The following is a 14,192-nucleotide window of genomic DNA, read 5'->3' on the forward strand; positions in this document are numbered from 1 at the left end:
CAGCAACATCACACGCTGAAAACTAGGTCTAGCTAGGCCATAACTAGCGGGTGACCGCACCTGTGAAGAAGTTCAGCCAGCGCAGTAGCCACATTATCCAGCTCAGCCTTTCCCGCCATGGCATTTGCCGCAGCCGGTCGATCAGCAGGTAAATCACGGGCGTCGTGTACAGCGTCAGGATCTGCGAGACGAACAAGCCGCCGATGATGGTGATGCCGAGCGGCCGGCGCAGTTCGGTGCCTGGGCCGGTGGCGATCGCCAGCGGAATGCCCGCGAACAGGGCGGCCATGGTCGTCATCAGGATCGGCCGGAACCGGGCGCTGCAGGCCTCGAAAATGGCGTCCGCCGACGACAGATTGCGGTGGCGCTCGGCGTCGAGCGCAAAATCCACGATCATGATGCCGTTTTTCTTGACGATGCCGATCAAGAGGATGATGCCGACGAAGGCGATGATGGTCAGCGGTGTGTTGGTCACCTGCAGCGCCAGCAGCGCGCCAAGGCCGGCCGACGGCAGTGTCGAGATGATGGTCAGGGGATGGGCCAGGCTCTCATAGAGCACCCCGAGCACGATATACATTGCCACCAGTGCGCCGAGGATCAGCAGCGGCATGTTGCCGCTGGATTTGTTGAAATCGCCGGCGTTGCCGTCAAAGCTGCCGCGAATACCTTCGGGCATATGCAGCTCTTCGACCGCGCGCTGGATATTCGACGTCGCGACCTCCAGCGGCACGTCGGGCAACAGGTTGAACGACACCGTGGTCGATGGAAACGATTGCGAATGAAACACCGCCAGCGCCGACAGGCCGCGCAGGGTGTGAACCACGGCCGATAGCGGCACCTGGACGTCGTTGGCGCCGGCGACGTAGATACGGTCCAGGTTGGATGGATCGTTCTGGAATTTCGGGTCGATCTCCAGGATCACCATGTACTGGTTGCGCTGGGTATAGACGATCGAAATCTGCCGCTGCGAGAACGCGTTGTTCAAGGCGTTGTCGATATCCTGCACGCGTACGCCGAGACTTGAAGCGGTGTTGCGGTCGATCACCAGATTGAGCTGCAGCCCGCCGGGATCGCGGTCAGAGGAAACGTCTGTGATGCCGTCGACCGTCTCCATCCGCTTGCTGACGATCGGCGCCCATTTCTGCAACAGATCGAGGTCGGTGCTCGACAGCGTATATTGATAGTCGGAATCGCTTTGCCGTCCGCCGGCCCGGATATCCTGCGCCGCGAACATGAAAAGCCGGATCCCCGGAACCATGAACAGGTTCTTGCGCAGGCGGTCGATCACGAGCTGGGTCGACAGCCCGGCCCGCTCCTCCGGCGGCTTCAGGCTGATGAACATCACGCCGCGGTTGGAGCCGCTGCCGCCCGGGCCGCCGCCATTGCCGAGCGAGGAGCCGACGCCGGCGACCGCAGGATCGGCCATCACGATGTCGGCCAATTGCTGCTGCAGCCCCAGCATCGACTGGAACGAGATGTCGGCGGAGGCGCGTGTCGCCCCGATCACGAAACCGCTGTCGTCGACCGGGAAATAGCCCTTGGGGGTCTTGATATAGAGCGTCACCGTCAGCGCGATGGTCGCAAAGAACACGACCAGGGTCAGCAACGGAAAGCCCAGCACCACCCGCAGCGTCCGCGCGTAGAACGCAACGATGCGCGACAACGTGCCCTCGACAACCCGGTCGAACCAGGTCGCGTGGTCGGAGGTCGCCTCCTTGATGTAATGGGCGCAGATCATCGGCGTGATCGTGAGCGACACCACGGTCGAGACCACGATGGCAAAGGTCAGGGTCAGCGAGAATTCGCGCAACAGCCGGCCGACGATTCCGTCCATGAAGATCAGCGGCGTGAAGGCGGCGATCAGCGACAGGCTGATCGACAGCACGGTGAAGCCGATCTGCTTGGCGCCTTCCAGCGCCGCCGCAAACGGCGCCATGCCGTGCTCGAGGTTGCGGTACATGTTCTCGATCATCACGATGGCGTCGTCGACCACGAAGCCGACGGAGATCGCCAGCGCCATCAGCGACAGATTGTCGATCGAGAATCCGGCCAGCCACATGCCGGCGCAGGTGCCGGCCAGCGCCAGCGGCACCGAGACGCCGGCCGCAATCGTCGGCGTCAGCCGGCGCAGGAAGGCGAACACCACGACCATCACCAGGAACGCGGTCGCCAGCAGCGTCAGCTGCATGTCCTGGACGCTGGCGCGGATGGTTCCGGTGCGATCGACCAGCGTCGAGATCTCCACGCCCCCGGGAAGCCATTCCTTCAGCTCGGGGATCAAGGCGCGGACGCGGTCGACGGTTTCGATGACGTTGGCGTCGCCCTGCTTGGTGATCTGGATCAGCACCGCCGGCTGCCTGTTGAACCAGGCGATCGAGCGGCTGTTGCGCACCGCGTCTTCCACTTCCGCCACTTCGGAAAGCCGCACGAAATTGCCGCCCGAACTCTTGACGATGATGTCGCGGAATTCGGCCGCCGTGCGCATCTGCTTGTTGATCGACAGCGTCTCGCTCTGGCGCCCGCCATTGAAGATGCCCACCGGCCCCAGCGGATTGGCATTGATGATCGCGAGCCGGACGTCGTCGGTCGCGATCCCCGCATTCGACAGCGCGACCGGATTGAGCGCGATGCGTACCGCCGGCTGGTCCGCGCCGCTGACGGTGACTTCGCCGACGCCCGGAACCTGCGAGATGCGCTGCGCGATCACGGTGTCGGCCGCGTCATACATCGCGCTTGTCGTCAGCGTCTTCGAGGTCAGCGCCAGCACGAAAACCGGCGCCGCCGCCGGGTTGGCTTTGCGGAATTTCGGCAATGACGGCAGATCGCTCGGCAGATCGGCCAGCGAGGCGTTGATTGCGGCCTGCACGTCGCGCGCGGCGCGGTCGATGTTGCGGCCGATCCCGAATTGCAACTGGATGCTGGTGTTACCGAGCGAACTTGTCGAGGTGATCTGGTCGATGCCGGCGATCTGGCCAAGCCGCCGCTCCAGCGGGGCTGCGACCGTCGACGCCATCACCGAAGGGTCCGCGCCCGGACGCGTCGCGGACACCCGGATCATCGGAAAATCGACATTGGGAACCGCCGAGACCGGCAGGAAGATGTAGGCGACGATGCCGACCAGAAAGAGCCCGATCGCCAGCAGCGTGGTGCCTACCGGCCGGCGAATGAAGGGCTCCGAGATCGATGCCATTACTGCATCCCCTCGGTGGCTCCCGCCACGGGCGGCCCCTGGGGTCCCGGCTCGGGCACCGCCTTCTCGATGCGGCGGTTGATGCGATCGAGCGCCAGATAGATCACAGGCGTTGTGTAGAGCGTCAGCAACTGGCTCAGCAGCAACCCGCCGATGATGGAAATTCCCAGCGGGAAGCGCAGCTCGGCGCCGGTGCCGCTCTGGACCGCCAGCGGCAGCGCGCCGAACAAGGCGGCCAGCGTCGTCATCATGATCGGGCGGAAGCGCAGCAGGCAGGCCTGCACGATTGCGTCCGTCGCGGACATGCCCTTGTGCCGTTCGGCTTCGAGCGCGAAGTCGATCATCATGATCGCGTTCTTCTTGACGATGCCCATCAGAAGAATAATGCCGATCAGGCCGATCACCGAGAGATCCTGGCCGAACAGCATCAACGCGAGAATGGCGCCGACGCCGGCCGATGGCAGCGTCGAGAGAATGGTGATCGGGTGAATGTAGCTCTCATAGAGCACACCGAGCACGATATAGATGGTGACGATCGCCGCCAGAATCAGCCACGGCTGTCCGGCCAGCGACTTCGAGAACTCGGCCGCGTCGCCGGCATAGACGCCGACGATGCTGCTGGGCATGCCGATCCGCGACTCGATCGACTTCACGGTTTCGACCGCGTCGCCCAATGACTCGCCGGGCGCAAGATTGAAACTGAGCGAGACGGCCGGAAACTGCGCCTGATGCGAAATTGCCAGCGGCGCGGTGGTCCGCGTCAAGGTCGCTACCGCCGACAGCGGCACCTGGGCACCGGCCGCACCGGGCAGATACAGCTTTGACAGGACGCTGGGGTCGCGCTGGTACATCGGCAACGCCTCCAGCACCACGCGATACTGGTTGGCTTGGCCGTAGATGGTCGAAATCTGCCGCTGCGCGAACGCATCGTTCAAGGTGTCGGTGACGCCCTGGAGGTTGACGCCAAGCTGCCCGGCGCGCTGGCGATTGATGTCGAGCGCTGCGCGCAAGCCGCCCTCCTGGCCCTCCGACGAGACGTCTCGGAACAGCGGATCCCGGCGCATTTCGGCAACCAGTCTGTTGGACCACAGCGTCACTTCGGCGGCGTCGGTCGCGGTCAGCGTATACTGATATTGCGAGCGGCTGGACTGGGTCGAGATCTGCACGTCCTGCACCGGCTGGAAATAGATGGTCATGCCGGGTATCGATGCCGTCTTTTGCTTCAGCCGCGCGATCACGGCCGAAACATCGTCGCGCCGCTCGCCCCTCGGTCGCAGCGTCATGACCAGGCGGCCGACATTGGTGGTCGGGTTGACCGACCCCGCGCCGATCACGGAAACGACGCCGATGACGTCGGGATCGGACTGGATGGCGGCCGCGGCGGTGATCTGCCGGCTTTGCATCTCCGCGAAGGAAACGTCGGGACCGGCCTCGGTCACCGCGGTGATGGACGCGGTATCCTGCAGCGGCAGGAAACCCTTCGGCGCAATCACATACATCAGCAGGGTCGCGGCAATGGTGGCGAACGTCACCAGCAAGGTCATGCGCTGGTGCCGGAGCACCACGAGCAGCGTGCGATGGTAGAACGCGATCATGCGATCGATGCCGCGGCTGACGGCCGCCAGTCCGGGAACCGTCATCTCCTCGCCGACATGCTTCAGCAGCCGCGAGCACATCATCGGTGTCAGCGTCAGCGAGACGATCGCCGAGGTCACCACCGCGATGGTCAGGGTCAGCGCGAATTCGCGGAACATGCGTCCGACCAGCCCGGACATGAACAACAGCGGGATGAACACCGCGATCAGCGACACCGTCAGCGAGATCACGGTAAAGCCGATTTCACTGGCGCCCTTGAGCGAGGCCTCCATGACGGATTCGCCGCCTTCCATATGGCGCACGATGTTCTCGATCATCACGATCGCGTCGTCGACCACGAAACCGGTGCCGATCGTCAGCGCCATCAACGACAGATTGTCGAGGCTGAAGCCCGAGAAATACATGATGCCGAAGCTCGTGATCAGCGACAGCGGCAGCGCCACGCCGGCGATCAGGGTGGCGCGCAGCGAGCGCAGGAACAACAGCACCACCAGCGTCACCAGCACCACGCTGAGAATCAGCGTGAACTGCACGTCATGCACGGAGGCGCGAATGGTGACGGTGCGGTCGGAGACCACGGTCAGATTGACGCCGGCCGGGATCGCGCGCTGCACCTTGGGAATCTCGGCGAGGATCTGGCGGACCACCTCGATCACATTGGCGCCCGGCTGCCGCTGGATATCGATGATCACGGCCGGCGTGCCCTGGTACCAGCCGCCGGTGCGGTCGTTCTCCAGCCCGTCGACGATGACGGCGACATCGCCGATGGTGACGGGGGCGCCGTTGCGATAGGCGATGATGACCGGCTTGTAGGCCTCGGCGGCCGCGATCTGGTCGTTGGCGGCAATGGTGTAGGCCTGTTGCGCGCCGTCGAGCGAGCCCTTCGGTCCCGACACATTGGCGCCGGCGATGGCGTTGCGAAGGTCCTCCATCGCGATGCCGTAGGCCGCGAGCCGCGCCAGGTCGGCCTGCACCCGCACCGCGGGCTTCAGACCGCCCAATATCGCGACGCGGCCGACGCCGGAAATCTGGCTGAGGCGCTGGCCCAGGATCGTGTCGGCGATATCGCTCATGGTGCGCAGCGAAATCGTCTCCGACGTCAGCGCCAGTGTCAGCACCGGCGCATCCGCCGGATTCACCTTGGCGTAGGTCGGCGGGTACGGCAGGGTTCTCGGCAGGATTCCGGCAGCGGCATTGATCGCGGCCTGCACGTCCTGGGTGGCGCCATCGATGTCGCGGTTGAGATCGAATTGCAGCGAAATCTGGCTGACGCCGAACGAACTCGTCGACTGCATCGTCGACAGCGACGGTATCTGTCCGAGCTGGCGCTCCAGCGGTGCTGTGATCAGCGACGCAATTACGTCGGGGCTGGCGCCCGGCAATTGCGTCGTCACCTGCACGGTCGGAAAATCGACCTGCGGCAGCGCCGACACCGGCAACGCCCAGTAGCCGAGCGCGCCACCGATCAACAGCGCGATCCCCAGCAGCGAGGTCGCGATCGGCCGGCGGATGAACGGTTCAGAGACGCTCATGTTTGCGTACTCATGGCTGCAGGGTCAGATTGTCAGGCGACGAACGCTTCGGTCACTGCGACTTCGCTGCGCCGCCCGGCGGCTCGCTCCCCGACGGTCCCGCCCCGGTTTGTGCTTTTTGATCGCCCTCGCCCTTCTTGCCGCGGCGCTCGCCTTGACCATCCTTGGCTTGGCCGTCTTTGGCTTGGCCGTCTTTGGCTTGGCCGTCTTTGGTCTGGCCATCCTTGGCCTGGACGTCCCGGCTGCTGCGTTTCTTTTTCGGTGCGAGATCGGCGGCCGGCGTCTGTTCGTCCTTGCCGATGATGATTTTGGCGCCGTCGGACAGATTGGCAAAGCCGGTCGTCACCACGCGGTCGGTGGTCGAAAGCCCGCTCGCGATCACGGCGTCGGTTTCGTTCTGCTGCGTCACCACGACCGGTTTCGCCGTGACGATATTGTCGCCGCCGATCACGTAGCTGAAGGTTCCCGCCGGGCCGCGCTGCACCGCCGACGTCGGCACCACGACCGCCTTCGGCAGCGTCTCGACCCTGAGGCGGACATTGACGAATTGCCCAGGCCAGAGCTGGAAATTGCCGTTGGGGAATTCGGCCTTGAGCCTGAGCGTTCCCGTGGTGGGATCGACCTGGTTGTCGATGCCGGTCAGTTTGCCGGTATCGACCACGGTCACGCCGTCATTGCCGAACACATCGACCGCGAGCACGCCTTTGGCGGAGGCGGCGTTGACGCGCACGATCTGTTGCTGCGGCAGGCTGAACCACACCGCGATCGGCTGCAACTGGGTGATGATGACGAGACCGGTCGCATCCGCTGCGTGGATGATATTGCCCTGGTCGACCTGACGCAGACCGGCGCGGCCCGACAGCGGCGCGACGATCTTGGTATAGCCCAACGTAGCTGTCGCATTGTCGATCGCAGCCTGGTCGGATCTCACCAGCGCTTCCTGCTGGGCGACGACCGCCTTCTGCGTATCGGCCTGCTGCTTCGACCCGGCATTTGACGTGGCGAGCTGCTGATAGCGCGCCAGATCGATCCGCTGGTTGGCGAGCAGCGCTTCATCCTGCGCCTTCTTGGCGACGGCCTGATCGTAAGCCGCCTTGTACAACACAGGATCGATCTCGCCGAGCACGTCGCCCTTCTTGACGTCCTGTCCCTCGACGAAATTCACCGCGATCAGTTTGCCGTCGACCTGGGCGCGCACGATCACGTTGTTGAGAGCGCGAACCGACCCGACGCCGTCGATATAGACCGGGACGTCCTGGATGCGCGGCGTCGCGGCCAGCACCGGCACGGGGAGATCCGGGCGAGCGCCGGCCCCGCGATTGCTGGCCTGTTTCTGCTGCCAGGCGAGCCAGCCGATATAGCCAAGACCGCCCACGATCACGAGGGTAATGGTCAGCGACACCATGCGCTTGAGAATGCGCGACACCAAACTCGGCTTGCGCGTACCGCCGATTTTCGTGTCGTCCTTTTCTTCCGGCTTAAAGAGCATTGACCGGCTTCTCCATTCTCGGCTCCCAGCCGCCTCCCAGCGCCTGATACAGGCTGACGATCGCGAGCAGCCGGGCCAATTGGGCCTGCCACAGCACATCCTCCGCCTGGAATAACGTCAGTTGCGTATTTAGCACAGTTACGATGTCGGCGGTTCCGGCCCGTAACTGCTGCTCGGACAATTCAAAGGCCCGCTTCGAGGCCGCCAGTACGTCGCGCTGCAGCCGCAGCTTGATGGTGGTCTGGCGGATCGACATCAGCGCAGTGTCGACGTCGGCGAAAGACTGGACCACGGTCTTGCGATAGGTCTGCAGCAGCTCATCCTGCTTTGCCTTGTTGAATTCGAAATTGCCGAGGATCCTTCCGCCGTCGAAGATCGGCTGGGTCGCGCTGCCGACCAGGCTGAAGAACGCCGCGTGCGGCTGAAACAGCGCCGACAACGCCGAGCTTTGATAGCCGCCCTGCCCGGTCAACTGGATGCTCGGAAAGAATTGCGCGCGCGCGCTGCCGACATTGGCGGTAGCGGAGGCGAGTTGCGCTTCCTGCCGCCTGATGTCGGGCCGCTGCGTCAGCAATTCCGACGGCAAGCCCGGCGTAACCCGGGGGATTGCGATCTGATTCATGGAGCCGCCGGTGATCCGCACGGCTTCAGGCGGCCGCGACACCAGCGTCGCCAGCGCGTTGATGTTCAGGTCGAGCGTTTGCCGTAACGGAGGAACGGCCGCGCGCTGGTTGGCGAGCACGGCCTCCTGCTGCGCGACGTCGAGGTCGGTTCCGGTACCGGCTTTGAAGCGATCCTTGATGGCATTGAGAATGCGCGTGGCACTGGCGATATTGCGTTCGGCGGTTCGAATCCGGTCCTGGGAGGCCAGCACCTGGAAATAGGCGTTGGCAACCGTCGTCAACGTGGTCAGCGCCACCACGTCGCGATCGAACCGAGTGCCGACCGAGGTCTCTTCGGCGGCCTGGGCGGCGTCGCGGTTCTGACCCCAGAAATCCAGCTGATAACTGGCGCTGAGCGAGGCCGAATAGTTGACGGTCTCGCGGCCGCCATTGGTCAAGCCGCTGGCGCTGGAGCCTGAGATGCGGCTGTAGGATTCCGAACCGCTGCCGGACAGGCTCGGCAACAGGGCGGCACCCGCGATCCGTGCTTGCGCGTCGGCCTGGACGAATCGCGCGGTGGCGGCCGCGATATCCAGATTGACCGTCTGGGCCTCCTCCATCAACTGGGTCAGTTCAGGCGAACGAAAGCCGCGCCACCAGTCCAGCGTCGGCGGTGCATCGGTCGCAGCCGTCAGCCGGGCCGTCTTGTAGCCGTCGGGAACGTCGAGCGCCGGATCGGGAATATCCTGGGTCAGGATGCAGCCCGCGGAACTGGCGACAAGGCCAAGGACCGCAAGCGATCGCACCAGGCGGCTCCCGCAGGGAATGCGGGCAAGCCAGCCGTCGACCGCAGCACCCGGAAGAGCCCTGCTCACACCCGTTCTCCACCGGGCAAATCCCGACGCGGCATGCGATGAACGCTTGTTTCGATGGCCTGCGACCCGTTCACGGGGGTGATGCTTCCGTTGGAACCGAACTGTCATAGTACCCGTGGCATCAGGGCGCGGACAGCCCCGTCCAGCCTTCAGCAATGTTCAGACAAAACCGACATCTCGACGGAAAAAACTCAGTTTCCCTTATTTCACAGGCCTTGGAGCGAGGTTGGGACGTCCGCACGTAGCGGAATCTTACGAAGATTTCATGGGGGTTTTCCCCTATTCCGGTGGTCGAAATCCGTCCCTCCCTGGCGAAATCGTGCCAGCGGCCGATTTGAAACTCCGGGGACCCCGGATCGTATCTTGGGGCACATCGGAGTGGGCGGAATGCGAGTCGCGGTTATTGGGACGGGAATTGCCGGCAATGCCGCGGACTGGACCTTGTCGAAATGCTATCCGGTCACCGCCTATGACCGCGAACTTCGGCCCGGCGGCCACAGCCATACCGTCACCATCGATTACGACGGGAGCAGGATTGCCGTCGATATCGGCTTCATCGCCTACAACGAGATCAACTATCCCGACCTGACCGCGCTGTTCGCCCATCTCGGCGTCGAGACCATGGACCGGATACGGATTCCATGAGGATGGATTGCGATCCGGCCTTGCGGTCGCGGAAGCGCTGGGCGCGGTGGTGCCATGGCACCAACCGCCGTCCGAACTGGCAGAGGCCGCGGAGTAGCCATGCCCGATCCAGCCGCCAGCGCCGACAACCGCGGCGATCCCGCCGACGCTGCGGCTGCGCTCTATGTTGGCGAGGTCATGCACGCGCGGCTGAAGCCGATCGGCCATCGCTTCAGCTGTCGCGTGATGAGCCTGTTGATGGATCTGGACCGGTTAGAGGCGGCGGACCGGCAATCGCCCCTGTTCGGCGTCAATCGGGCGGCGTTGTACAGCTTCAACGAGGCCGACCATGGCGACCGCGATGGATCGCCGCTGCGCGAATATGCGCAAGCTTGCGCCGCCGAGCATGGCATCGAGCCTTTCGGGCGGAAGGGTGCGGTTGCTCTGCTATCCCCGGCTGCTCGGTTACACCTTCAATCCGTTGTCGGTGTTTTTCTGCTACCGCGCCGACGGCGAACTGGAGCTGCTGATCTACGAGGTGCGCAACACCTTTGGCGAACGCCACGCATACGTGCTTCCCGTGAACGAAGGCGAACTCAGTGACGCCGGCGTGCGTCAAGGCCAGGAAAAACTGTTCTACGTCTCGCCCTTCATCGAGATGGCGATGCGCTACCATTTCCGGTTCTTGCCGCCCGGGACAGCATCCGGTTGCGGATCCTGGAAACCGACCGCGACGGTCCCCTGCTCGCTGCAACTTTCAATGGCCGCCGCCGCGCCCTGAACACGGGGGAGTTGCTGCGATCGGTGTTCGCGCTGCCGCTGGTGACGCTGAAGATCGTGGCCGCGCCATTGGGAAGCGCTGCGGCTCTGGCTCAAGGGCGCGCGGCTGGTGCCGCGTCACGCCGCCGCCTCCAATACCCGCTTGGCGATCGGCAAGAGCAACCATTATACTTCAGCAGCGCTGTCTGCCCGCGGCAAGAAGTGACGTCAGGTCAATCGACCGTGCCACGCCCGGGTCAACCGCCGTTCGATGGATTGCCCATGCCCGAGTTGATTTCGGTCACATCGGAAACTGTAGACGCGGTGCTCCCCGAGTTGCCCCGCGTGGTCCGGCTGGCGCTTGGCTTCGGCGCGAAGCTGCGGCACGGCACGCTCGAGGTGACCCTGCCCGACGGGCGCACCGTCAGACTGGGCGGCAACGGGCCGGGACCGGCGGCCGCCATGAAGGTCTACGATTTCGGCTTTGCGTCGCGGCTGCTCCGCAGCGGCGACATCGGCATTGCGGAGGCCTATCTGCGCGGCGAATGGGACACGCCCGACCTGACGCAGTTTCTCTATCTCTTCTGCGTCAACCAGGACTGGATGCAGACGATGCTGGTCGGCAAGCCGCTGGTGCGTACCCTGCAGACCATCAGGCACTGGTTCAACCGCAACACCAGGCGGCAGGCGCGGCGCAACATCTATGCCCATTACGACATCGGCAACGCCTTCTATTCAGCATGGCTCGATCCGAGCATGACCTATTCCTCGGCCCTGTTCGAGGACGGCACTGCGGATTTGACGGCGGCGCAAAACAACAAATATCGCCGGCTTGCCGAAGCGATCGACCTGCAGCCCGGCCAGAAGCTTTTGGAGATCGGGTGCGGATGGGGCGGCTTCGCTGAGTTCGCCGCCAAGACGTTTGGCGCGAAGGTGGTGGGATTGACGATCAGCCGGGAGCAGCGCGATTTTGCGCAAGCGCGCATTCAGAAAGCTGGTCTCAACGACCAGGTCGAGATCCGCCTGCAGGACTATCGCGACGAGCGCGACCGCTACGACCGGATCGCTTCGATCGAGATGATTGAGGCGGTCGGCGAGCAGTTCTGGCCGAAATATTTTTCACAGTTGCGCGACCGGCTGCTGCCCGGCGGTCTCGCCGGTATTCAGGCCATCACCATTCAGGACAATTTGTTTCAGACCTATCGGCGCGAAGTCGACTTCATCCAGCGCTACGTCTTCCCCGGCGGCATGCTGCCCTCGCCGCAGGTCCTGAAGTCGCTTGGCGAGCGGTTCGGCGTTCCCGTCATCCGCGAGCGCATTTTCGGGCAAGATTATGCCAAGACGCTCGCGATCTGGCGAAGCAATTTCCGCGCAGCCTGGCCGCATCTGATGCCATCAGGTTTTGACGACCGGTTTCGCCGGCTGTGGGAATATTACCTCGCGTATTGCGAGGCCGGCTTCCTGTCCGGAAATATCGACGTGCGCCAGGTTGTGTTCGCGAAATCCAGCTAGTTTCGCCGCACCGCAAAAGGCTTCCACTTTTGCTGTTCGCGCTCTAGGGTCGCGCCGGATTTCACAGACTGGCAAAGATTCCCCTGACATGACCTTCAATAAAGACGTCGTCGAGGCGATCGGCAATACACCGCTCATCAAGTTGAAGCACGCCTCCGAGGCGACCGGTTGCACCATCCTCGGCAAGGCGGAATTCATGAATCCCGGCCAGTCGGTCAAGGACCGCGCCGGCAAATGGATGATCCTGGAGGCCGAGAAGCGCGGCGAACTCAAGCCCGGCGGTCTCGTGGTCGAGGCGACCGCGGGCAACACCGGCATTGGTCTGGCGGTCGTCGCCAGCGCGCGGGGTTACCGGACCTTGATCGTCATTCCGGAAACCCAAAGCCAGGAAAAGAAGGACATGCTGCGGCTGTGCGGCGCCGAACTGGTCGAAGTGCCGGCGCTGCCTTACGCCAATCCCAACTCTTACCAGCATGTCGGCAAAAGGCTGGCCGACCGCTTGCGCAAGAGCGAGCCGAACGGCGTGCTGTTCGCCGATCAATGGAACAACCTCGACAATGCCAAGGCGCATTACGAGTCGACCGGTCCCGAAATCTGGCAGCAGACCGGCGGCAAGATCGACGGATTCATCTGCTCGGTCGGCACCGGCGGTACGCTCGCCGGCACCAGCCGTTACCTGAAGGAAAAGAACAAGGGCATCGTCGTCGCCTGCGCCGATCCGCACGGCGCCGGGATGTATGAACTGTTCAAGCACGGCCAGGTCAAAGTGACACCGGGCGGATCGATCACCGAAGGCATCGGACTCAACCGCGTCACGCCCGTGATCGAGACCGCTGAGGTCGATGATGCCTTCCTGATCCCGGACGAGGAAGCCGTGCCGGTCATTTTCGAACTGCTCGAACACGAAGGCCTTTGCCTCGGCGGCTCTACCGGCATCAATGTCGCCGGCGCGATCCGGCTCGCCAAACAGCTCGGTCCCGGCAAGACCATCGTCACCATCCTCTGCGATTCCGGCAACCGCTATCAGTCAAAGCTGTTCAATCCGGAATTCATGCGCTCCAAGAACCTGCCGGTGCCGGAATGGCTGGAGAAGCGCAGCAAGATCGAGGTGCCGTTCGAGAAGGTGTGAGCGCAGAATTGCGTCTTTCAACGTCATGGCCGGGCTTGTCCCGGCCATCCACGTCTTTATTTTGCATGTGATGCAAGAACGTGGATGCCCGGGACAAGCCAGGACAAGCCCGGGCGGTGTCCAAAAAATTGGTGATCGTCACCGCAAAATCTGGCTGAGGAACAGTTTGGTCCGCTCGTGCTCCGGATTGGCGAAGAAATTTCCGGGCGTGTTCGATTCGATGATCTGCCCGGCATCCATGAACACGATGCGGTTAGCGACTTCCCGCGCAAATCCCATTTCGTGGGTCACGACCAGCATGGTCATGCCTTCTTTCGCTAGGTCGACCATGGTGTCGAGCACTTCCTTGACCATTTCAGGGTCGAGCGCCGAAGTCGGTTCGTCGAACAGCATCACCTTCGGGTTCATGGTCAGCGCGCGCGCAATCGCCACGCGCTGCTGCTGGCCGCCCGACATCTGGCCGGGAAACTTGTTGGCCTGATGCGGAATCTTGACCCGCTCCAGGTATTTCATCGCGGCGGCTTCCGCATCCTTCTTCGGGATGTTGCGCACCCAGATTGGCGCCAGCGTGCAGTTGTCGAGCACGGTCAAATGCGGAAACAGGTTGAAGCTCTGGAACACCATGCCGACCTCGCGCCGGACTTCGTCGACCCGCCGCAGATTCGGCCCGAGATCGATGCCGTCGACAACGATCTTGCCTTCCTGGAATTCCTCTAGCGCATTGATGCAGCGGATCAGGGTCGATTTGCCCGAACCTGAGGGGCCGCAGATCACGATGCGCTCGCCCTTGCCGACGTCGAGGTTGATGTCGCGCAGCACGTGAAAATCGCCGTACCACTTGTTGAGGCCATTGATGCTGACGATCGGGGTCTCGCTCATGATGT

At 63.4% G+C, this 14,192-nt stretch carries 7 protein-coding genes and 2 pseudogenes; 4 read left to right on the top strand and 5 right to left on the bottom strand.

Features of this window, described 5'->3' with window-relative positions; translation table 11 throughout:
* Positions 1 to 43 precede the first annotated feature (43 nt).
* Genes V1289_RS45925 through V1289_RS45940 form a run of 4 tightly spaced genes read right to left on the bottom strand, consistent with a single transcriptional unit; the run spans position 44 to position 9,392 of the window.
* Positions 44 to 3,190 carry an efflux RND transporter permease subunit gene (locus V1289_RS45925; protein WP_334406165.1) on the bottom strand — a complete coding sequence of 1,049 codons (3,147 nt, stop codon included), beginning with the start codon at positions 3,188 to 3,190 and terminating at the stop codon, positions 44 to 46.
* Positions 3,190 to 6,318 (bottom strand): efflux RND transporter permease subunit, encoded by a 3,129-nt coding sequence (locus V1289_RS45930; RefSeq protein WP_334406166.1) that lies wholly within the window; start codon positions 6,316 to 6,318, stop codon positions 3,190 to 3,192. Before V1289_RS45930 ends, V1289_RS45925 begins: the two co-directional genes overlap by 1 nt.
* A gap of 52 nt (positions 6,319 to 6,370) precedes the next feature.
* Positions 6,371 to 7,807 carry an efflux RND transporter periplasmic adaptor subunit gene (locus tag V1289_RS45935; protein ID WP_334406167.1) on the bottom strand — a complete coding sequence of 479 codons (1,437 nt, stop codon included), beginning with the start codon at positions 7,805 to 7,807 and terminating at the stop codon, positions 6,371 to 6,373.
* Positions 7,797 to 9,392 (bottom strand): efflux transporter outer membrane subunit, encoded by a 1,596-nt coding sequence (locus V1289_RS45940; RefSeq protein WP_442896151.1) that lies wholly within the window; start codon positions 9,390 to 9,392, stop codon positions 7,797 to 7,799. Before V1289_RS45940 ends, V1289_RS45935 begins: the two co-directional genes overlap by 11 nt.
* Before the next feature lie 279 nt (positions 9,393 to 9,671).
* Between V1289_RS45940 and V1289_RS45945 the strand changes: the two are divergent.
* The 4 genes and pseudogenes from V1289_RS45945 to V1289_RS45960 form a co-directional block, all read left to right on the top strand.
* A pseudogene (locus tag V1289_RS45945) lies at positions 9,672 to 9,911 on the top strand (NAD(P)-binding protein); the annotation flags it as partial.
* Positions 9,912 to 10,028: 117 nt separating this feature from the next.
* Positions 10,029 to 10,893, top strand: a pseudogene (locus V1289_RS45950) (DUF1365 domain-containing protein).
* A 56-nt stretch (positions 10,894 to 10,949) separates the two neighbouring features.
* Positions 10,950 to 12,179, top strand: coding sequence for a cyclopropane-fatty-acyl-phospholipid synthase family protein (locus V1289_RS45955; protein WP_334406168.1), 1,230 nt, complete (start codon positions 10,950 to 10,952; stop codon positions 12,177 to 12,179).
* A gap of 88 nt (positions 12,180 to 12,267) precedes the next feature.
* Positions 12,268 to 13,308 (top strand): cysteine synthase A, encoded by a 1,041-nt coding sequence (locus tag V1289_RS45960; protein ID WP_334406169.1) that lies wholly within the window; start codon positions 12,268 to 12,270, stop codon positions 13,306 to 13,308.
* Between the two features lie 138 nt (positions 13,309 to 13,446).
* Here the strand turns inward: V1289_RS45960 and V1289_RS45965 are convergent, their stop codons facing one another.
* A complete protein-coding gene (locus V1289_RS45965; RefSeq protein WP_334406171.1) occupies positions 13,447 to 14,187 on the bottom strand; it encodes an amino acid ABC transporter ATP-binding protein in 741 nt (246 codons plus the stop codon).
* Positions 14,188 to 14,192 lie beyond the last annotated feature (5 nt).

Source organism: Bradyrhizobium sp. AZCC 2289 (assembly GCF_036924615.1).
Classification (GTDB): Bacteria; Pseudomonadota; Alphaproteobacteria; order Rhizobiales; family Xanthobacteraceae; genus Bradyrhizobium.

Excerpts from the sequence above, each read along its gene's own strand:
- V1289_RS45925 (WP_334406165.1), bottom strand. The coding sequence starts at position 3,190 with ATGGCATCGATCTCGGAGCCCTTCATTCGCCGGCCGGTAGGCACCACG.
- V1289_RS45930 (WP_334406166.1), bottom strand. The coding sequence starts at position 6,318 with ATGAGCGTCTCTGAACCGTTCATCCGCCGGCCGATCGCGACCTCGCTG.
- V1289_RS45935 (WP_334406167.1), bottom strand. The coding sequence starts at position 7,807 with ATGCTCTTTAAGCCGGAAGAAAAGGACGACACGAAAATCGGCGGTACG.
- V1289_RS45940 (WP_442896151.1), bottom strand. The coding sequence starts at position 9,392 with ATGACAGTTCGGTTCCAACGGAAGCATCACCCCCGTGAACGGGTCGCA.
- V1289_RS45955 (WP_334406168.1), top strand. The coding sequence starts at position 10,950 with ATGCCCGAGTTGATTTCGGTCACATCGGAAACTGTAGACGCGGTGCTC.
- V1289_RS45960 (WP_334406169.1), top strand. The coding sequence starts at position 12,268 with ATGACCTTCAATAAAGACGTCGTCGAGGCGATCGGCAATACACCGCTC.
- V1289_RS45965 (WP_334406171.1), bottom strand. The coding sequence starts at position 14,187 with ATGAGCGAGACCCCGATCGTCAGCATCAATGGCCTCAACAAGTGGTAC.